A 19,317-nucleotide genomic window follows, 5' to 3' on the forward strand; every position below is an offset into this window, starting at 1 on the left:
GGAACGGTCTGCGTTGTCGGGAAGATACGTGATCTGATCCTTCAACTCAGCAAAAGTTCGATTTATTCAACAAAGCCCATTAAAATCGAAAGTGCACATCCTATTAAAACAATTTTTTATATTTTTCGATATACGCACGCCTTTTGGAAAGCGTAGGGCATCCTTTATTTCAGGGAACGTAAATAATGAAAAAATCGACGTTATCTTTAGCCATCGGTTTATTATTGGCATGTAGTACCGGTATGGCAAAAACACAGCATTTAACGCTGGAACAACGCATGGCATTGCTGGAGGAGCGGCTGGAAGCGGCGGAAATGCGGGCAACAAAAGCTGAAAGCCAGGTAAAACAGCTTCAGACACAACAGGCAGCCGAAATTCGCGAAATTAAAGCCGCGCAGGGTAATACGCCAGTAAATGGTCAGGCTGCTGCGGAATCTGCAAAGAAAAACGCGTCATCTCCTAATCTTTTGCTTTCAGGTTATGGCGATTTGAAAATCTACGGCGACGTAGAATTTAATATGGACGCGGAAAGCAATCATGGCCTGCTGGCAATGACCAACGCCGATATGAATAGCGATCCTACCAATGAACAGTGGAATCTCAATGGTCGTATACTGTTAGGCTTTGACGGTATGCGAAAGCTGGATAACGGTTATTTTGCCGGATTCTCCGCACAGCAGCTGGGGGATATGCACGGTTCAGTGAATATCGATGACGCCGTATTCTTCTTTGGCAAAGAAAATGACTGGAGAGTCAAAGTAGGGCGCTTTGAAGCCTACGATATGTTCCCGCTAAATCAGGATACCTTTGTTGAGCATTCAGGTAATACTGCGAACGATCTTTATGACGATGGCAGCGGTTATATCTATATGATGAAAGAGGGGCGCGGGCGTTCTAATGCTGGCGGTAATTTCCTTGTCAGCAAACAACTCGATAACTGGTATTTTGAATTAAACACGTTACTGGAAGACGGAACATCTTTATATAACGATGGCAATTATCATGGCCGCGATATGGAGCAGCAGAAAAATGTCGCTTACCTGCGCCCGGTAATTGCCTGGTCGCCGACGGATGAATTAACCGTTTCCGCAGCGATGGAAGCGAACGTGGTGAATAATGCTTACGGTTATACCGATAGTAAGGGTAATTTTGTCGACCAGTCCGATCGTACCGGCTATGGCATGAGCATGACCTGGAACGGCCTGAAAACCGATCCGGAAAATGGTATCGTGGTTAATCTTAATACCGCCTATTTAGATGCCAATAATGAGAAAGATTTCACTGCCGGGATCAACGCGCTGTGGAAACGTTTCGAGCTGGGTTATATCTACGCGCACAATAAGATTGATGAATTTAGTGGCGTAGTTTGTGATAACGACTGCTGGATTGATGATGAAGGGACGTACACCATTCACACCATTCATGCGTCTTATCAGTTCGCTAACGTGATGGATATGGAGAACTTTAATATTTACCTTGGTACTTATTACTCCATTCTGGATAGCGACGGCGATAAGAAACACGGCGACGATACTGATGACCGTTACGGCGCACGCGTTCGCTTTAAATACTTCTTCTGATGAAGGCGCGGTGCTGGATATTTTCCGGCACCGCAACTCATTAAGGCAGATAAAAGACTTCTTGCAGCTCGCTGCTGACCGGGCTGTTATCCGGATTAGCGGGCATCACCTCGGTCATATGTTTCCACCATCGTTGGCAAACATCCGTATTGGCAACCGCATTCCAGCGTTCTTCAGATTCAATTTCTACCGTGGCAAAAAGTAAATTACGTGCTTCGTCGAGGTAGATGGCGTAATGGTGCGCGCCGTGTGACTTCAACACCGCTTCCAGTTCCGGCCAGATCGGGTTATGCCGACGCTGATACTCTTCGTGAGCGTCCGGGTTGACTTGCATAACAAACGCTTTGCGGATCATAACGCCTCCAGATAAAGCTCACGCACGTCGTCGCGGCTGGCGGTACGCGGATTACATGGTGCGCATGGGTCGGCCAGGGCTTTATCTAACCAGCCTTCGATATCCTCTTTGCTGATGCCAAGCTGACTAAATCCCGCAGGTATGCCCACGCGATGGCTCAAGACTCGAATGGCATTAATTGCTTCCAGACTTGCCGCTTCATCACTCATCCCGCGCGTATCGACACCCATCGCCTGGGCGATACGGGCAAAGCGTGCGATGGCATTCGGGCGGTTAAAGTTTTCGATTACTGGCAACAAGATGGCATTACACACCCCGTGTGGCAGGTTGTGGGTAGCTCCGGGCTGATGCGCCAGTGCGTGAACCAGCCCCAGTCCCGCGCTGTTAAAAGCCATTCCCGCCAGATATTGCCCGAATGCCATTTGTTCACGGGCTTCCAGATTATGACCATCTTCTACCGCTTTCGGCAGCCACAGAGAAATCAGGCGGATAGCTTCCAGCGCGTTGGCGTCGGTTAATGGATGTGCACCAACAGAAACATAGGCTTCAACTGCGTGAGTCAGTGCATCCATACCGGTGGCAGCGGTAACGGAGGCAGGGATCTCCAGCATTACACTGGCATCATCCACCGCAATATCTGGAATAATATTCGGATCGATGATGACTTCTTTCACTTGCCGCGCAGTGTCGATGATCACCGCATTGCTGGTCATCTCAGCGGCGGTTCCGGCAGTCGTATTGATCGCCACCAGCGGTACGCCGGGGTTTGTCACTTTACCAACACCAGAGTACGCCGTAGAAGGTGCGGGATTAGCGGTAAGGATTTTTACGGCTTTTGCGGTATCAATCGGGCTACCGCCACCGAAAGCAATAATGTAGTCACATGCGGCGTCCTGAAATGCAGCGTAGCCTTTTTGCACCAGTTCTTCGGTGGGGTTTGGAAAGACCTCATCGAATAGGTGGTAAGACATTTGGTGTTGATCCAGCGCGGTGAACAGACTGTCCAGCAATCCCAATTTAACCAGTTGCCCATCGGTAACGATCAGTGCTTTTCCCCATTGCTTATTCGCAACCAGGTTTACCATATCGCCAATTGCCCCAGCGCCATGCAGGCTGATTTTCGGTAATGCCAACATAAAACTCATGATTATTCTCCTTAAGATCAAATCCTTCTGTCCGGCGGCATAACCCGCGCCGCCAGATGCGAAACGGGGTGTTAAAGCGCCAGTGCGCTTGCCAGCGGGGTGACACCGAAACGCTTGCCGAGGGCTATCAACTCTTCACGGCTGATAGTCTGTTTCATACCGCCCATCGAATACACTTTCACCAACACTTCCGCCGATTTTTCTGCGGTATCGATTAGGCCAAACGCTTCGTCCAGCGTCGGACCGCTGCCGAAGACGCCATGGAAAGGCCAGAGAACCAGTGAGTGTTTTTGCATTTTCTGCGCGGTGGCCTGGCCAATTTCGTCCGTGCCGGGCACCATCCACGGCAAAATGCCAACGCCATCCGGGAATACCACCAGGCACTCGGTGCTGCCTTCCCACAGTTGGCGAGTGAAGACCGCCGTGTCGTTTTCCAGTACATAGGTGAGGGCAATCAGGTTGGTGGCATGGCAGTGCATGATCACCCGATCTTTACCGTTGGTGGCTTTAATGCGTTCGCAATGGGAGAGGAAGTGCGCCGGAAGTTCAGAGGTTGGGACGGCTTCGTTGGTTAGCCCCCAGAGAATATGGTAGCCCGCGCCGTCGCTGTCGATTTTTACGACGCCTAAATTGGCGGCTGGATCGAGCTGGACGTTACGAAAGAATTTGCCGGAGCCGGTGACGATAAACGGTGTATTTGCCAGTAAAGGCATTGGCTGACTGAGCGGAATATATCGCGGTTGTGGGTGAAAATTGTCGTGATATGGCGCGATATCAGCGTCATCCAGGCGCAGTGTGAGGTTACCGCCGTTGCGCTCGTCCCAGCCTTTCAGCCAGGCGTCGGTGGTGGCTTTGATCATTCCCTGGACAAACCAGGACTGGGTAATGTTTTGCATGTTCTGTGTTCCTGTAAATTCGGTTGCCTTGTTGATACATGGTGCGGCTTGTTCCCCTCACCCTAACCCTCTCCCCGAAGGGGCGAGGGGACTGTCCGGCGCAGTGTTTAGCTCCGTTGCCGGAGGGTGCTGTGGTTTTCTCCCTCGCCTTTTCAGGGAGAGGGGACGGTGCAGTGTTTAACTCCGTTGCCGGAGGGTGCTGCGGTTTTCTCCCTCGCCCTTTCAGGGAGAGGGGACGGTGCAGTGTTTAACTCCGTTGCCGGAGGGTGCTGTAGTTTTCTCCCTCGCCCTTTCAGGGAGAGGGGACGGTGCAGTGTTTAACTCCGTTGCCGGAGGGTGCTGTGGTTTTCTCCCTCGCCCTTTCAGGGAGAGGGTCGGGGTGAGGGTGACAGCCCGCACGGTCATTCGACCCGTAGGCCGGATAAGGCGCTCGCGCCGCATCCGGCGGTGTTTACCCGCGCTGACGCAAAATTGCGTTCTCATAAGCCCGCACGCTTTCCAGCCATTCGCTACCCGCTGGCGTATCGTGACGCTGGCAATACATTTCCCACACTGCCTGCCACGGCAACGATTTCTGTTCTTCCAGCAGCGCCAGTCGCGCGGTGTAATCGCCCGCTGCTTCCAGCTTGCGTAGTTCGGCTGTCGGTTCTAACAACGCACGCAGCAGGGCTTTTTTCATATTGCGCGTGCCAATAACCCACGCGGCAATGCGGTTGATGGAGGCATCAAAGAAGTCGAGACCAATGTGTACCCGGTCAAACAGGTCATGACGGACAATCTCACTGGCAATCGCCTGGGTTTCATCATCCAGCAGCACCACGTGATCGCTGTCCCAGCGAACCGGTCGGCTGACGTGTAGCAGCAACTGCGGCACATACAGCATGGCGGCGGAAATCTTGTCGGAAATAACTTCTGTCGGGTGGAAGTGCCCGGCGTCCAGACACAAAGCGGTCTGGCGGCTGGTGGCATACCCCATGTAAAACTCATTGGAGCCAACCGTGTAGCTCTCCGCGCCAATACCAAACAATTTGCTCTCAACGGCGTCGATATGGTGCGCAGGGTTCAGCTTTTCGCTGATCACTTCATCCAGCGCAGCCAGCAAACGCTGGCGCGGGGCGAGACGGTCAACGGTGATATCTTTCATGCCATCCGGGATCCAGATGTTCATCACCGATGGCGTGCCAAGTTGCTCGCCAAAATAGGCCGAAACGCGACGGCTTGCTTTGCAGTGGTCAATCCAGAACTGGCGAATGCGGTCGTCGGGATGCGAGAGCGTAAAGCCATCGGCACTTAGCGGATGCGAAAAACAGGAGGGGTTAAAGTCCAGACCGAGGTGATTGGCTTTCGCCCATTCAACCCAGTTTTTGAAATGCTCTGGTTTGATTTTATCGCGCGAGACTGGCGTGTCTGATTCCAGATAGATAGCATGTAAATTAAGCCGTTTCGGCCCCGGAATCAGCCGCATAGCCTGTTCCAGATCGGCTCGTAGCTCGCTGGCATTACGCGCTTTACCCGGATAATTACCTGTGGCCTGAATCCCACCAGTCAGCGAACCTTCCGGGTTTTCAAAACCAGAAACATCATCGCCCTGCCAGCAGTGCATTGAAACGGGTAAGCGATCAAGTTGGCGCAGCGCCTCCTCGACATCAATCCCTACCGCCGCGAAACGCTGTTTCGCCAGTTCCCAGGCCTGTTCCAGTTGAGTGGTCATGCGCAAAGCTCCTTTGTCTGTCGTGTAGAGTGAATCCGCGCCACATAGTGGGCAATTTCACTGTCAGGATTAGGGGTAAAGGTGGTCAGATTCGCGGTGGCGCTCACGACCTGACGGAAATCATCCACATTGTTGAGTTCATCCAGCGTCATTAACTGGATGCCGATATTGCCGAGCGTCGAGGCTTCAACTGGCCCGGCGATCACCCGAATACCGCAGGCATCGGCACACAACTGGTTGAGCAGTGCGTTCTGGCTGCCGCCGCCGACAATATGCAGTTGAGAGAAGTCTTCACCGCGTAGCTGCGCCAGTTCGTGCAGTACGTCGGCATACAGCAGCGCCAGACTGTCGAAAATACAGCGCGCCAGTTCAGCATCACTTTCCGGGATCGGTTGCGCCGTTTCCCGACACGCTGCCTGAATTTCGCTGCACATCTCGTCAGGATTAATAAAGCGATCGTCATTGGGATTGATGATGAAGCGACAGGCCGGGAGTGCCTGTGTCGCGGCGATAAGCGTTGGGAGATCGTTGATTTTCCGCTCCTGAAGCACCCGCTGAAGCAGCCATAAACCCATGATATTTTTCAGCACCCGATAGCGACCTTCCGCACCGCCTTCATTGGTGATGTTGGCTGCGAGCGCCGCATCATCGGTGAATGGCGTCTGGCTTTCGAAGCCCATCAATGACCAGGTGCCGGAGGAGAGATAAGCGGCGCGGGAACCGTTTAATGGCGAGGCGATAACCGCGCTGGCGGTATCATGGCTGGCAACGGCAACCACCGGAATTTCATTACCCTGCGGGCAAATCCAGTGACCAATGACATTGCCCGGATGCGTCGGGCGACCAAACCAGGCTTTGTTGGCTCCGCTCCACGCCAGCAGGGACTCGTCCCAGTCGTCGCTATTGATATTGACCAGTTGCGTGGTTGTGGCGTTGGTGTACTCCCAGTTCATCTTGCCGGTCAGGCGATAACTGAAGTAATCCGGCATCAGCAGAGCGTGAGCGATTTGTGGAATAAGTTCAGGTTGTTGCGCCGTCAGCGCACGCAACTGATAGATCGTATTGAAGGGCAGAAACTGGATGCCGCTACGCTGATAAATATCGCGTTTGCCGAGTTGCTGCTGTGCCAATGTCATCAGCCCGTGAGTGCGGCTATCACGATAGGCAATCGGTAAACCGACGCGCTGACCGTGTTGATCCAGCAGCACATAGTCCACGCCCCAGGTATCAATACCGATGCTATCGATACGAATCCCTTCCTCGCACACCTTGTTTAACCCAAAGCGAATGGCGTTTTCCAGACTATCGACATCCCAGGTGGCATAACCGCTCTGGTAATACAGCCCATTGGTAAAACGATGGATTTCACGCAGCGTCAGGCTGCGACATTCACGGTGGTAACGCGCCAGCATTACGCGCCCACTGGATGCGCCGAGATCAACAGCGACGCAGTAGCGAAAGGTCATAATGAGATCCTTCTAGGTTTCATTACGCCCAGTCTAAGAAGCGCCCGACTTCGCTACCTTCTCGTTACTGACAGGAAAATACACCACTGGCAACCAGGGAAAGATGAACGTGATAGCGTTCACAATTTTCAGAATTGTGGTGGTGTGATGTTTGCCGCATTTTCTGAAAAATCACGCTTTATCTTGAAAAATAGACATTTTTTACGTGTTTTGCTGTCGAAAATTTAAGGTAAGAACCAAATCGCTTGATTACTATTCCGCCATGTTGACGGCATCAGGAGGTTTATATGGACGTATTACATTGCGTGGATTTTTTTCCGTCTGGTAACGTGTCTGTGGCAATAGAACCCCGGCTTCCACAGGTGGATTTTCCTGAACATCACCATGATTTCCATGAGATTGTGATTGTCGAACACGGCACGGGTATCCATATTTTCAATGGGCAGCCTTATACCATCTCCGGTGGAACAATCTGTTTCGTGCGCGATCATGATCGGCATTTATACGAACATACGGACAATCTGTATTTGACCAATGTGCTGTATCGCTCACCGGATAGATTTCAGTTTCTCGCCGGGCTGCATCAGCTTCTGCCGCAAGAACAAGACGGGCAATATCCGTCCCATTGGCGCGTGAGCCACAGCATATTGCAGCAGGTACGGCAACTGGTTTCGCAACTGGAACAGCAGGAAAGAACGAATGATTTACCCTCGAAAGCCAGCGGTGAGATTTTGTTTATGCAATTACTGCTCTTGCTGCGTAAAAACAGTTTGCAGGAGAGCATGGAAAGTCGCGAATCGCGTCTGAACTTGTTGTTGGCCTGGCTGGAAGAGCATTTTGCCGACGAGGTGAATTGGGAAATGATGGCGGATCAATTTTCTTTGTCACTACGTACATTGCATCGTCAGTTAAAACAGCAAACTGGTTTGACGCCCCAGCGTTACCTTAACCGTTTACGGTTGGTGAAAGCGCGTCATCTGTTACGCCACAGCGAGGCCAGCGTTACTGACATCGCCTATCGCTGCGGATTCAGCGACAGTAACCACTTTTCGACGCTTTTTCGCCGAGAGTTTAACTGGTCACCGCGTGATATTCGTCAGGGACGGGATGGCTTTCTGCAATAACGCGAATCTTCTCAACGTATTTCCACGCCAGTTTATGAATAATCAAACACGTCTTCTGGCTGAGGTGGCACGGTGGCTCATCAGTTTGTCCTTCGTAAAAAAGATTTTTTTGCCAGCGAACAGCAGGCGGTCGCTGTGGCTGATCGTTATCCGCAGGATGTCTTTGCCGAGCATACACATGATTTTTGTGAACTGGTGATCGTCTGGCGCGGTAACGGTTTGCACGTGCTCAACGATCGTCCTCATCGTATTACTCGTGGCGATCTCTTTTATATCCACGCAGACGATAAACACTCCTACGCTTCCGTTAACGATCTGGTGTTGCAGAACATTATTTATTGCCCGGAGCGGCTGACGCTTAATCTCGACTGGCAGGGAGCGATTCCAGGGTTTAACGCCAGTGCAGGACAACCACACTGGCGTTTAGGCAGTGCGGGCATGGCGATGGTGCGGCAGGTTATCGGGCAGCTTGAGCACGAAAGCAATCAGCCCGCGCCGTTTGCCAACGAAATGGCGGAGTTACTGTTCGGGCAGTTGGTGATGCTTTTGAAACGTCATCGCTACACCAGTGATTCGTTACCGCCAACATCCAGCGAAACGTTGCTGGATAAGCTGATTACCCGACTGGCGGCCAGCCTGAAAAGTCCTTTTGTGCTGGATAAATTTTGTGATGAGGCGGCGTGCAGTGAACGCGTCTTGCGCCAGCAATTTCGCCAGCAGACCGGGATGACCATCAATCAATATCTGCGGCAGGTCAGAGTGTGCCATGCGCAATATCTTCTCCAGCATAGCCGCCTGTTAATCAGTGATATTTCGACAGAATGTGGCTTTGAAGACAGTAACTACTTTTCGGTGGTGTTTACCCGGGAAACCGGGATGACGCCCAGCCAGTGGCGTCATCGCAATTCCCAGAAAGATTAACTTGCCATGCCCATGCCGACGATGTTGGCGGCGACAATAATCACCACACAACCGAGGCTCAATACGGTAACCGGACGGCGTCCCGCATTGTTCCACTCTTTCAGCACCAGCCCGACGATACCGCCGCACAATACATAGAAACTCATATGCAGCATCCAACTGATGTAGTCATACTGCGCCGGAATGCGGGCGTGTCCCCAGGCATAGAAAAAGAATTGCAGATACCACATCAACCCCCCCAGTGCCGAGAGCAATACGTTGTGGATGATCAGCGGTTTTGCCAGCGAGAAGTCGGCTTTTAGCGACAAATCTTTCACTTTTGCCAGACGAATAAAACAGAAACCGAGGTTGATGATCGCGCCGCCACCCATGATGACAACATAGCTTGGCAGAGCGACATACAATGGATCAACACCCAGCGCGGCAGCCGCTTCATGCATCGGTTTTGCGGCGTTCATCGCAAAAGACATCCCGGCAGAGAAAATGCCGCACATTACCGCCAGCACCAGCCCTTTTTTCAGGTTGAACTCTTCGGCTTTAATGCCCATTTTGCGCTCTTTCAACTGCCCGGCGCGAGTCACAATCCCCACGCCAATCAACGCCACCAGTACGCCGAGCAACGTCATGCGCCCACCGTCGGTGTTAATCAGCACATCGAAATTGCCGTTGATAATTGGCGTCATCAGCGTACCGACGATCAACGTAAAGCCAATGGCGATACCTATCCCCATCGACATGCCGAGATAACGCATAGTCAGACCGTAGTTGATATTACCAATCCCCCACATAGCGCCGAACAGAAAAACAGGCAGCAGGGTAGAGAGACTGAACGAGCTGTAATATGCCCAGAAATCAGGTAGTAGCATGGCGCTGATGGCCCACGGCAGAATAATCCACGAAACAATCCCACCGACAGACCACATGGTTTCCCATGACCACTTTTTTACTTTTTTGAACGGAGCGTAAAAACAGGCTGCACTGGCCGCGCCGATCAAATGCCAAAATATCCCCATCGTAATCGCGTTACTCATCTTCTTATCCTCATCATTTTTCGTCGCGTCACATCTCCGACGAGATGAGTGTAAAAATCGTGCTGTCGATTAACCTTTCGCCTGTTGCCGCCGTTGTCGATTTACTGGCAATCACGGCATTAAGTGGGTGATTTGGTTCACATCTCGGACATTTCCCTGCAAAACCATTCCCCTATGAAAAGTACGGCATTGATAATTATTTTCAATATCATTTAATTAACTATAATGAACCAACTGCTTACGCGGCATTAACAATCGGCCGCCCGACAATACTGGAGATGAATATGAGCTATACCCTGCCATCCCTGCCGTATGCTTACGATGCCCTGGAACCGCACTTCGATAAGCAGACCATGGAAATCCACCACACCAAGCACCATCAGACTTACGTCAACAACGCCAATGCGGCGCTGGAAAGCCTGCCAGAATTCGCCAACCTGCCGGTTGAAGAGCTGATCACCAAACTGGATCAGCTGCCAGCAGACAAAAAAACCGTGCTGCGCAACAACGCTGGTGGTCACGCCAACCACAGCCTGTTCTGGAAAGGCCTGAAAAAAGGCACGACTTTGCAGGGCGACCTGAAAGCGGCTATCGAACGTGATTTCGGTTCCGTTGATAACTTCAAAGCAGAATTTGAGAAAGCGGCAGCTTCCCGCTTTGGTTCCGGCTGGGCATGGCTGGTGCTTAAAGGCGATAAACTGGCGGTGGTTTCTACTGCTAATCAGGACTCCCCGCTGATGGGCGAAGCCATTTCTGGCGCTTCCGGCTTCCCTGTTCTGGGTCTGGATGTGTGGGAACACGCTTACTACCTGAAATTCCAGAACCGCCGTCCGGACTACATCAAAGAGTTCTGGAACGTGGTGAACTGGGACGAAGCTGCGGCACGTTTCGCGGCGAAAAAATAATCGCATATTGCCTACTGCAATGAGGCGTTTACGCCGTTTTTCAGCATAAAAAACAAACCATCGCACATAGCGGTGGTTTTTTTGTGATCAATTTCAAAATAAAAACAATGATCCTATAAAAATAAAACAACGTTTCAATTGATGTGGTTTTGATCACTTTTATTGCTCTGTTGAATGTCTATCTTCATTTCCATCAACACTGATGCATCGTGAAGGACTTATGCATCAGCCTATAAAAATATGCCGATAGGTGATGAAAATGCAGATAAAACACACGATAGAGAAAATCCCAGGAGGGATGATGCTCGTCCCGCTGTTCCTTGGCGCACTGTGTCACACTTTCTCGCCAGGGGCGGGAAAATACTTTGGTTCATTCACAAATGGAATGATTACCGGCACGGTGCCGATTCTGGCGGTGTGGTTTTTCTGCATGGGGGCATCGATAAAATTAAGTGCGACGGGAACGGTATTGCGTAAATCCGGTACGCTGGTGGTAACTAAAATTGCCGTGGCGTGGGTGGTTGCGGCAATTGCTTCACGCATTATTCCTGAACATGGTGTTGAAGTTGGATTCTTTGCCGGACTTTCAACGCTGGCGCTGGTGGCGGCGATGGATATGACCAACGGCGGACTTTACGCTTCGATCATGCAGCAGTATGGCACTAAAGAAGAGGCCGGGGCGTTTGTATTAATGTCGCTGGAATCCGGGCCGCTTATGACGATGATTATTCTGGGGACTGCCGGGATTGCATCGTTTGAACCGCATGTTTTCGTCGGTGCGGTATTACCGTTCCTCGTCGGCTTTGCGTTAGGGAACCTTGACCCTGAGCTGCGAGAATTTTTCAGCAAAGCCGTACAGACGCTGATCCCGTTCTTTGCCTTTGCGCTGGGCAATACCATTGATTTAACCGTGATTGCTCAGACCGGTTTGCTGGGGATCTTGCTGGGTGTGGCGGTGATCGTCGTGACCGGTATTCCGTTGATTATTGCCGATAAATTGATTGGCGGTGGCGATGGTACTGCCGGAATCGCGGCCTCCAGTTCTGCCGGTGCTGCGGTGGCGACACCGGTACTGATTGCTGAAATGATCCCCGCCTTTAAACCGATGGCGCCTGCGGCAACTTCGCTGGTGGCGACGTCAGTGATTGTGACCTCGATTCTGGTGCCGATTCTGACTTCTGTCTGGTCGCGCAAAGTTAAAGCCAGAGCGGCGAAAATCGAAATATTGGGTACGGTGAAGTAATCTCCATCCATATAAATCAAGAGGCCGGATGATTTGTAGTCATCCGGCCTTTTGCGTTATCTGACAAAGACTTCATCAATCGTTCGACATTCACTTTCGCTTAACTCACCACCCGCATTGCGTGATACGTCAGTGCAATAGCCAAACTTACGCGATACCACCGTCTTGATAGTAGCGACAAAATCCTCACCAATGGCGTAGATGGACATATAAGTGCCAATCTGTTGCTGAATCTCTGGTAAAGCCGCCAGGTCGCCGCGTTTGAAGGCTTCACGGGCTTCGACAAACAGCTCCGGCATAACGTTGTTCAGGCCGGATATTATTCCCGCGCCGCCTGCCAGCAGATTAGGAATGTAATACTCGTCATAGCCCGAAAGCACTGCAAAATCAGAACGAACTGCCTGGGTTGCCTGAATCATGCTGCGGGTGTGTGACTGGCAATCGACGGTATCTTTAATTCCGGCAAAGTCAGGAAATTCACTCGCCAGCGTGGCGACCAGGTCAGGGGTTAAATCACAACCGGTTCTTGCCGGGAAGTTATATGCGAACCATTTGCCCTGTAATTCGCGACCCAGATGGCGGAAATAGCTTAATAATTGTTTTGCCGTCTGGCCGTAGTAGTAAGGCGGGAGGATCATCACTGCATCATAGCCTGTGCGATACGCCTCTTGCGCCATCATCAGCACATCGTGTGTGCAGGTGGAAGAAACGTTAGCGACCATTTTTAATGTGCTCATGGAACGCGCTTCGCGGATAAGTATGAGTCTCTCTTCGAGAGTGAAAGAGGCAAATTCACCAATGCTGCCCATCAGCAATATCACATCAATATTGGCTTCTGTTAGCCGCTGCAGATGCTTCTTCAGTCCGTTAAGATCCACATTACCGTCTTTATCCATTGGCGTAATGGAAGGACACCAGACGCCAGAAAACTGTGTTTGCTCGGTCACGTTGTACACTCCTGATAATGAAATGGCGTTTCAAATTCATCTCATTGATAACATTTCTAAGACGTCGTCATGTGAACCGTGCTCTCATTTTGCGCGCCTGACGTAAAATAAATATGGTCTAATGGGGAAATTTCTCGGTGGAGAGGGAACAGATGCGATATCCGGTTGATGTATACACAGGCAAAATACAGGCTTATCCCGAAAGCAAACCCAGCGCGATTGCGAAAATCCAGGTCGATGGCGAGTTGATGTTGACAGAGCTGGGTCTGGAAGGTGACGAGCAGGCAGAGAAAATAGTTCACGGTGGGCCGGACAGGGCGCTGTGTCACTATCCTCGTGAGCATTATCTCTACTGGGCGCGGGAATTTCCTGAACAGGCAGATTTGTTTGTTGCGCCTGCGTTTGGTGAAAACCTCTCAACCGACGGCCTGACGGAAAGCAATGTTTATATTGGCGATATTTTCCGCTGGGGTGAGGCATTAATTCAGGTCACCCAGCCGCGCTCCCCGTGTTACAAACTCAATTACCATTTTGACATCAGCGATATGGCGCAGTTGATGCAAAACGCCGGTAAAGTTGGCTGGCTGTATAGCGTGATTGCGCCGGGGTTGGTATCTGCGGATGCTCCGCTGGAGCTGGTTTCTCGCGTCAGCGATGTCACCGTGCAGGAGGCAATAGCTATCGCATGGCATATGCCGTTTGATGACGAGCAGTATCACCGTTTACTCTCCGCTGCCGGGCTGTCGAAAAGCTGGACGCGGACGATGCAAAAGCGCCGACTGAGCGGCAAGATCGAAGATTTTTCCCGCCGGTTGTGGGGAAAATAACCCCCCGGAGTGTAGGCCTGATAAGACGCGATCAGCGTCGCATCAGGCATCCTGCTCAAACGCCGGATGCGGCGTAAACGCCTATCCGGCCTGCGCGGAGTTTAACTCCGCTTATACAGCGGCAGCCAAATTACCAGCTGTAAACCGCCCAGCGGGCTGTCTTCCGCTTTAACCCAACCACGGTGCTGCTGAATGGCGGTTTCGACAATCGCCAGCCCCAGACCTGTACCGCCAGATTCACGATCGCGTGCTTCATCAGTGCGATAGAACGGACGGAAAATCTGTTCGCGATCTTCCGGGCTGACGCCAGGACCATCGTCGTCCACCGTAATGGTGATACCGTCTTTATCTACCGCAAAGCCCACTTCAATCTTCGTATGGGAATAACGCAGGGCATTACGAACAATGTTTTCCAGCGCGCTTTCCAGGGCGTTCGGGTTGCCGTACAGCGGCCACGGCCCAGGCGGGAAGTTAACGGTAAACGACTTGCCCATCTGCTCCGCTTCGAACGCTGCGTTATCCAGCACTTCGCTCCACAACTGGTTGGCTTTGATGGTCTCGCTCACCAGCGCGTTTTTCTGCTGATTACGTGACATCACCAACAGGTCGTTGATCATGCTGTCCAGACGTTGCGCTTCGGTTTCAATACGCTCCAGTTCCTTACTTTCACCACTACGACGGCGCAGTAACGCCGTACCCAGTTGCAGACGCGTCAGCGGCGTGCGCAGCTCGTGAGAGATATCAGAAAGCAGGCGCTGCTGAGAGGTCATCATGCGCTCCAGCGCGGTGACCATCTGGTTAAAACTGGCACCTGCGGCAAGAAATTCCTGTGGCCCCGCTTCCAGTTCCGGATGCTGGCGTAAGTTTCCCTGGGCGACTTCATCGGCAGCGTTTTTCAGCTTACGCGCCGGTTTTGCCAGACTCCAGGCCAACCACAACAGCAGCGGCGTACTGACCAACATGGTGACAATCAGCAGTAATAGCGGGCGGTCAAACAGTAAGTTAATGAAATCGGATTGAGAACTGCTGGCCGGACGAATCAGATACAGTTGGTAATTATCTTCGCCATCACGCACGGAGAACGGACCGACCAGTTCTACGCGGCCATACTTTTTCTTCTGCGGGTGATCGGCGTTATCGGCCTGGCCAATAAAGTTGCGAATGATCTGCATTTCGCTGCGTTCTGCGCCAATCACGCGGCCTTCGGTGGTCACCAGTAACAAACGCTGCCCCGGTGGTGCCCACTTATCAATGGCACGGAACAGACGGCGCCACCACATTAAATCGTTGGGTGGATCGTTCGCCAGTTCCGCTTCGACATGCTGCTCAATCATCAGCCCCTGACGCTGTTCGCTATCCAGAAGCTCGGTCATCTGGCGTGAATCGAGCTTGGGTAACATCAAAACCAACATCAACACCAGCGCCAGCGTCAGCCAGAAGATGGCGAAGATGCGCGCGGTTAAGCTGCCTATCATGAAGCAGAAACCATCAGATAGCCGCGACCACGCAAGGTTTTAAACCACGGGTGACCATCTTTACGATCCGGCAGTTTACGACGCAGGTTGGAAATGTGCATATCGATAGCGCGGTCGAAAGGCGTCAGGCGTTTGCCCAGCACTTCCTGGCTTAAATGTTCACGAGAAACTACCTGACCCAGATGCTGTGCCAGCAAATAGAGTAGGGTAAATTCAGTACCGGTTAACTCCAGCGTTTGCCCATCGAAGCTGGCTTCCTGACGGCCTGGATTCAGCACTAAGGCATCAACTTCAAGCGTCGGTGAACCGTTGTCGTTGTTTTGCTGTTGCTCGCTCCAGTGGGAACGGCGCAGGATCGCGCGAATACGAGCCACCAGCTCACGGTCGTTAAACGGTTTCGGGAGATAGTCATCAGCGCCTAACTCAAGGCCGAGGACGCGATCAAGTTCACTGCCGCGTGCCGTTAACATAATGACAGGCGTCTGGTGTGTCTGGCGAAGTGCCTTCAATGTGTCGATACCATTTTTCTTCGGCATCATGACATCAAGCAAAAGTAAATCAATGCTGTCGTCCAGAAGATCAAGCGCCTGCTCCCCATCGTGGGCAACAATTACGTTGAAGCCTTCCATCTCGAGCAGCTCCTTTAACAGGGAAGTCAGCTCTCGGTCATCATCAACTAACAGGATTTTATTCATTGTTTAAATACCTCCGAGGCAGAAATTACGTCATCAGACGTCGCTAATCCATGACTTTACGTTGTTTTACACCCCCTGACGCATGTTTGCAGCCTGAATCGTAAACTCTCTATCGTTGAATCGCGACAGAAAGATTTTGGGAGCAAATGATGCGCATAGTTACCGCTGCCGTCATGGCCTCAACGCTGGCAGTCAGTTCATTAAGCCACGCTGCTGAAGTCGGTTCAGGCGATAACTGGCATCCGGGCGAAGAACTTGCGCAGCGCAGTACGCAGAGCCATATGTTCGACGGCATAAGTTTAACCGAACATCAGCGTCAGCAGATGCGAGATCTTATGCAACAGGCCCGGCACGAACAGCCTCCTGTTAATGTTAGCGAAGTGGAGACAATGCATCGCCTTGTCACCGCAGAAAATTTTGATGAAAACGCTGTGCGCGCTCAGGCAGAAAAAATGGCGAAAGAACAGATCGCTCGCCAGGTTGAGATGGCTAAAGTCCGCAACCAAATGTATCACCTGTTAACGCCAGAGCAGCAAGCGGTTTTAAACGAGAAACATCAACAACGAATGGAGCAGTTGCGCGACGTGACGCAATGGCAAAAAAGTTCATCGTTGAAGCTATTGAGTAGTAGCAACTCACGTTCCCAGTAGTAAACCCTGTTTTCCTTGCCATAGACACCATCCCTGTCTTCCCCCACATGATGTGGGGGTTTTTTTTATCTTCAATTTGCCTGTTGCTTGATGCATTGCAGATGATTTGCTTCCGTTATACTACCGTCAGTTGATAGCGGGAGTATTTATGAATCAATCTTATGGACGGCTGGTCAGCCGGGCGGCGATTGCTGCGACGGCGATGGCTTCGCTGCTATTGCTGATTAAAATTTTTGCATGGTGGTATACCGGTTCGGTGAGTATTCTTGCCGCGCTGGTGGATTCGTTGGTGGATATTGGCGCGTCGTTGACGAATTTACTGGTGGTGCGTTACTCGCTGCAACCTGCCGACGACAATCACTCGTTTGGTCACGGTAAAGCCGAGTCCCTCGCGGCGCTGGCGCAAAGTATGTTTATCTCCGGTTCGGCGCTGCTCCTGTTTTTGACTGGTATTCAGCATTTGGTTTCTCCGACGCCGATGACAGACCCCGGCGTCGGGGTTCTCGTGACTATTGTGGCGCTGATTTGTACGATTATCCTTGTTTCGTTTCAGCGTTGGGTGGTGCGCCGGACGCAAAGCCAGGCGGTGCGGGCTGATATGCTACATTACCAGTCTGATGTTATGATGAACGGCGCAATTCTGCTGGCGCTGGGGTTGTCCTGGTATGGCTGGCATCGTGCTGATGCCCTGTTTGCATTGGGAATCGGCATCTATATTTTATATAGCGCGTTACGCATGGGGTATGAGGCGGTACAGTCATTACTGGATCGCGCGCTGCCCGATGAGGAACGGCAAGAAATTATTGATATCGTGACTTCCTGGCCGGGAGTTAGCGGCGCTCACGATCTTCGTACGCGGCAGTCAGGGCCGACCCGCTTTATTCAGATTCATTTGGAAATGGAAGACTCTCTGCCTTTGGTTCAGGCGCATATGGTGGCGGATCAGGTAGAGCAGGCTATTTTACGGCGTTTTCCGGGATCGGATGTGATTATTCATCAGGACCCTTGTTCCGTCGTACCCAGGGAGGGTAAACGGTCTATGCTTTCATAATCAGTATAAAAGAGAGCCAGACCCGCATTTTGTGTATAAAATACCGCCATTTGGCCTGACCTGAATCAATTCAGCAGGAAGTGATTGTTATACTATTTGCACATTCGTTGGATCACTTCGATGTGCAAGAAGACTTCCGGCAACAGATTTCATTTTGCATTCCAAAGTTCAGAGGTAGTCATGATTAAGAAAATCGGTGTGTTGACAAGCGGCGGTGATGCGCCAGGCATGAACGCCGCAATTCGCGGGGTTGTTCGTTCTGCGCTGACAGAAGGTCTGGAAGTAATGGGCATTTATGACGGCTATCTGGGTCTGTATGAAGACCGTATGGTACAGCTAGACCGTTACAGCGTGTCTGACATGATCAACCGTGGCGGTACGTTCCTCGGTTCTGCACGCTTCCCGGAATTCCGCGACGAGAACATCCGCGCCGTGGCTATCGAAAACCTGAAAAAACGTGGTATCGATGCGCTGGTGGTTATCGGCGGTGACGGTTCCTACATGGGTGCAATGCGTCTGACCGAAATGGGCTTCCCGTGCATCGGCCTGCCGGGTACCATCGACAACGACATCAAAGGTACTGACTACACTATCGGTTTCTTCACTGCTCTGAGCACCGTTGTGGAAGCCATCGACCGTCTGCGTGACACCTCTTCTTCTCACCAGCGTATTTCTGTGGTGGAAGTGATGGGTCGTTACTGTGGCGATCTGACGCTGGCTGCGGCCATTGCCGGTGGTTGTGAATTTGTGGTGGTTCCGGAAGTTGAATTCAGCCGCGATGACCTGGTAAATGAAATCAAAGCGGGTATTGCGAAAGGTAAAAAACACGCAATTGTGGCGATTACCGAACATATGTGTGATGTTGACGAACTGGCGCATTTCATCGAGAAAGAAACCGGTCGTGAAACCCGCGCAACTGTGCTGGGTCACATCCAGCGTGGTGGTTCTCCGGTGCCTTACGACCGTATTCTGGCTTCCCGTATGGGCGCTTACGCTATTGAACTGCTACTGGCTGGTTACGGCGGTCGCTGCGTAGGTATTCAGAACGAACAACTGGTTCACCATGACATCATCGACGCTATCGAAAACATGAAGCGTCCGTTCAAAGGTGACTGGCTGGACTGCGCGAAAAAACTGTATTAATGATTTCGGGCAGATTTCTTTCGCCTGAAACCGATGACAGAAGCAAAAATGCCTGATGCGCTTCGCTTATCAGGCCTACATGAATTGTGCAATCTATTGAGTTTGCAAGCTTTTGTAGGCCGGATAAGGCGTTCACGCCGCATCCGGCATGA

General features: G+C 51.6%; 18 protein-coding genes. 9 read left to right on the plus strand and 9 right to left on the minus strand.

Translation table 11 applies throughout. From position 1 onward, the window contains the following. The first annotated feature begins 185 nt into the window (after positions 1-185). On the plus strand, positions 186-1,580 hold the full coding sequence (locus FC814_RS08890) for a carbohydrate porin (protein ID WP_137325836.1): 1,395 nt from the start codon (positions 186-188) through the stop codon (positions 1,578-1,580). 40 nt (positions 1,581-1,620) lie between these two features. Here the strand turns inward: FC814_RS08890 and rhaM are convergent, their stop codons facing one another. The 5 genes from rhaM to rhaB form a co-directional block, all read right to left on the minus strand. After that, positions 1,621-1,935: an L-rhamnose mutarotase gene (gene rhaM / locus FC814_RS08895; protein WP_000619489.1), complete on the minus strand. Its 315-nt coding sequence runs from the start codon at positions 1,933-1,935 to the stop codon at positions 1,621-1,623. Further along, on the minus strand, positions 1,932-3,080 hold the full coding sequence (gene fucO, locus FC814_RS08900) for a lactaldehyde reductase (RefSeq protein ID WP_085461452.1): 1,149 nt from the start codon (positions 3,078-3,080) through the stop codon (positions 1,932-1,934). The genes rhaM and fucO overlap by 4 nt, the downstream gene beginning before the upstream one ends. Before the next feature lie 71 nt (positions 3,081-3,151). Then, positions 3,152-3,976 carry a rhamnulose-1-phosphate aldolase gene (rhaD, locus tag FC814_RS08905; protein ID WP_001179736.1) on the minus strand — a complete coding sequence of 275 codons (825 nt, stop codon included), beginning with the start codon at positions 3,974-3,976 and terminating at the stop codon, positions 3,152-3,154. Positions 3,977-4,427: 451 nt separating this feature from the next. Further along, on the minus strand, positions 4,428-5,687 hold the full coding sequence (gene rhaA / locus FC814_RS08910) for an L-rhamnose isomerase (RefSeq protein ID WP_000211489.1): 1,260 nt from the start codon (positions 5,685-5,687) through the stop codon (positions 4,428-4,430). Further along, positions 5,684-7,153, minus strand: coding sequence for a rhamnulokinase (rhaB, locus tag FC814_RS08915; protein WP_000144219.1), 1,470 nt, complete (start codon positions 7,151-7,153; stop codon positions 5,684-5,686). The genes rhaA and rhaB overlap by 4 nt, the downstream gene beginning before the upstream one ends. 287 nt (positions 7,154-7,440) lie before the next feature. Here rhaB and rhaS point away from each other — a divergent pair, with 287 nt between their 5' ends. After that, the gene (gene rhaS, locus FC814_RS08925; protein WP_000382766.1) at positions 7,441-8,277 is read left to right on the plus strand and encodes an HTH-type transcriptional activator RhaS; all 837 of its coding nucleotides are present in this window, start codon (positions 7,441-7,443) and stop codon (positions 8,275-8,277) included. A 72-nt stretch (positions 8,278-8,349) separates the two neighbouring features. Further along, the gene (gene rhaR, locus FC814_RS08930) at positions 8,350-9,198 is read left to right on the plus strand and encodes an HTH-type transcriptional activator RhaR (RefSeq protein ID WP_000941102.1); all 849 of its coding nucleotides are present in this window, start codon (positions 8,350-8,352) and stop codon (positions 9,196-9,198) included. Here rhaR and rhaT read toward each other — a convergent pair. Further along, positions 9,195-10,229 carry an L-rhamnose/proton symporter RhaT gene (gene rhaT / locus FC814_RS08935; protein ID WP_137325837.1) on the minus strand — a complete coding sequence of 345 codons (1,035 nt, stop codon included), beginning with the start codon at positions 10,227-10,229 and terminating at the stop codon, positions 9,195-9,197. The two genes, rhaR and rhaT, sit on opposite strands and share 4 nt — an antisense overlap. Before the next feature lie 284 nt (positions 10,230-10,513). Here rhaT and sodA point away from each other — a divergent pair, with 284 nt between their 5' ends. Further along, positions 10,514-11,134 (plus strand): superoxide dismutase [Mn], encoded by a 621-nt coding sequence (sodA, locus tag FC814_RS08940; protein WP_010345169.1) that lies wholly within the window; start codon positions 10,514-10,516, stop codon positions 11,132-11,134. A 259-nt stretch (positions 11,135-11,393) separates the two neighbouring features. Next, positions 11,394-12,377, plus strand: coding sequence for a 2-keto-3-deoxygluconate transporter (gene kdgT, locus FC814_RS08945; protein WP_024191187.1), 984 nt, complete (start codon positions 11,394-11,396; stop codon positions 12,375-12,377). Positions 12,378-12,433: 56 nt separating this feature from the next. On the opposite strand, the gene FC814_RS08950 is transcribed toward kdgT, so the two are convergent. Next, positions 12,434-13,324, minus strand: coding sequence for a dihydrodipicolinate synthase family protein (locus tag FC814_RS08950; protein ID WP_137325838.1), 891 nt, complete (start codon positions 13,322-13,324; stop codon positions 12,434-12,436). A 152-nt stretch (positions 13,325-13,476) separates the two neighbouring features. Between FC814_RS08950 and yiiM the strand changes: the two genes are divergently transcribed. Beyond that, on the plus strand, positions 13,477-14,151 hold the full coding sequence (gene yiiM / locus FC814_RS08955; protein WP_137325839.1) for a 6-hydroxyaminopurine reductase: 675 nt from the start codon (positions 13,477-13,479) through the stop codon (positions 14,149-14,151). 101 nt (positions 14,152-14,252) lie between these two features. Here yiiM and cpxA read toward each other — a convergent pair whose 3' ends face one another. Together cpxA and cpxR are read right to left on the minus strand one after the other, a co-directional pair. Continuing rightward, the gene (gene cpxA, locus FC814_RS08960; protein WP_137325840.1) at positions 14,253-15,626 is read right to left on the minus strand and encodes an envelope stress sensor histidine kinase CpxA; all 1,374 of its coding nucleotides are present in this window, start codon (positions 15,624-15,626) and stop codon (positions 14,253-14,255) included. Beyond that, positions 15,623-16,321, minus strand: a complete 699-nt coding sequence (gene cpxR / locus FC814_RS08965) for an envelope stress response regulator transcription factor CpxR (protein WP_001033722.1) — start codon at positions 16,319-16,321, stop codon at positions 15,623-15,625. The genes cpxA and cpxR overlap by 4 nt, the downstream gene beginning before the upstream one ends. Before the next feature lie 149 nt (positions 16,322-16,470). Here cpxR and cpxP point away from each other — a divergent pair, with 149 nt between their 5' ends. The 3 genes from cpxP to pfkA all read left to right on the plus strand — a co-directional run bounded on the left by cpxP (position 16,471) and on the right by pfkA (position 19,165). Continuing rightward, on the plus strand, positions 16,471-16,971 hold the full coding sequence (cpxP, locus tag FC814_RS08970) for a cell-envelope stress modulator CpxP (protein ID WP_016158830.1): 501 nt from the start codon (positions 16,471-16,473) through the stop codon (positions 16,969-16,971). Positions 16,972-17,119: 148 nt separating this feature from the next. Continuing rightward, a complete protein-coding gene (fieF, locus tag FC814_RS08975; RefSeq protein WP_137325841.1) occupies positions 17,120-18,022 on the plus strand; it encodes a CDF family cation-efflux transporter FieF in 903 nt (300 codons plus the stop codon). Positions 18,023-18,202: 180 nt separating this feature from the next. Further along, positions 18,203-19,165, plus strand: coding sequence for a 6-phosphofructokinase (gene pfkA / locus FC814_RS08980; RefSeq protein WP_001355350.1), 963 nt, complete (start codon positions 18,203-18,205; stop codon positions 19,163-19,165). Positions 19,166-19,317: the final 152 nt, after the last annotated feature.

This window comes from Escherichia sp. MR (assembly GCF_005280595.1).
GTDB lineage: Bacteria > Pseudomonadota > Gammaproteobacteria > Enterobacterales > Enterobacteriaceae > Escherichia > Escherichia ruysiae.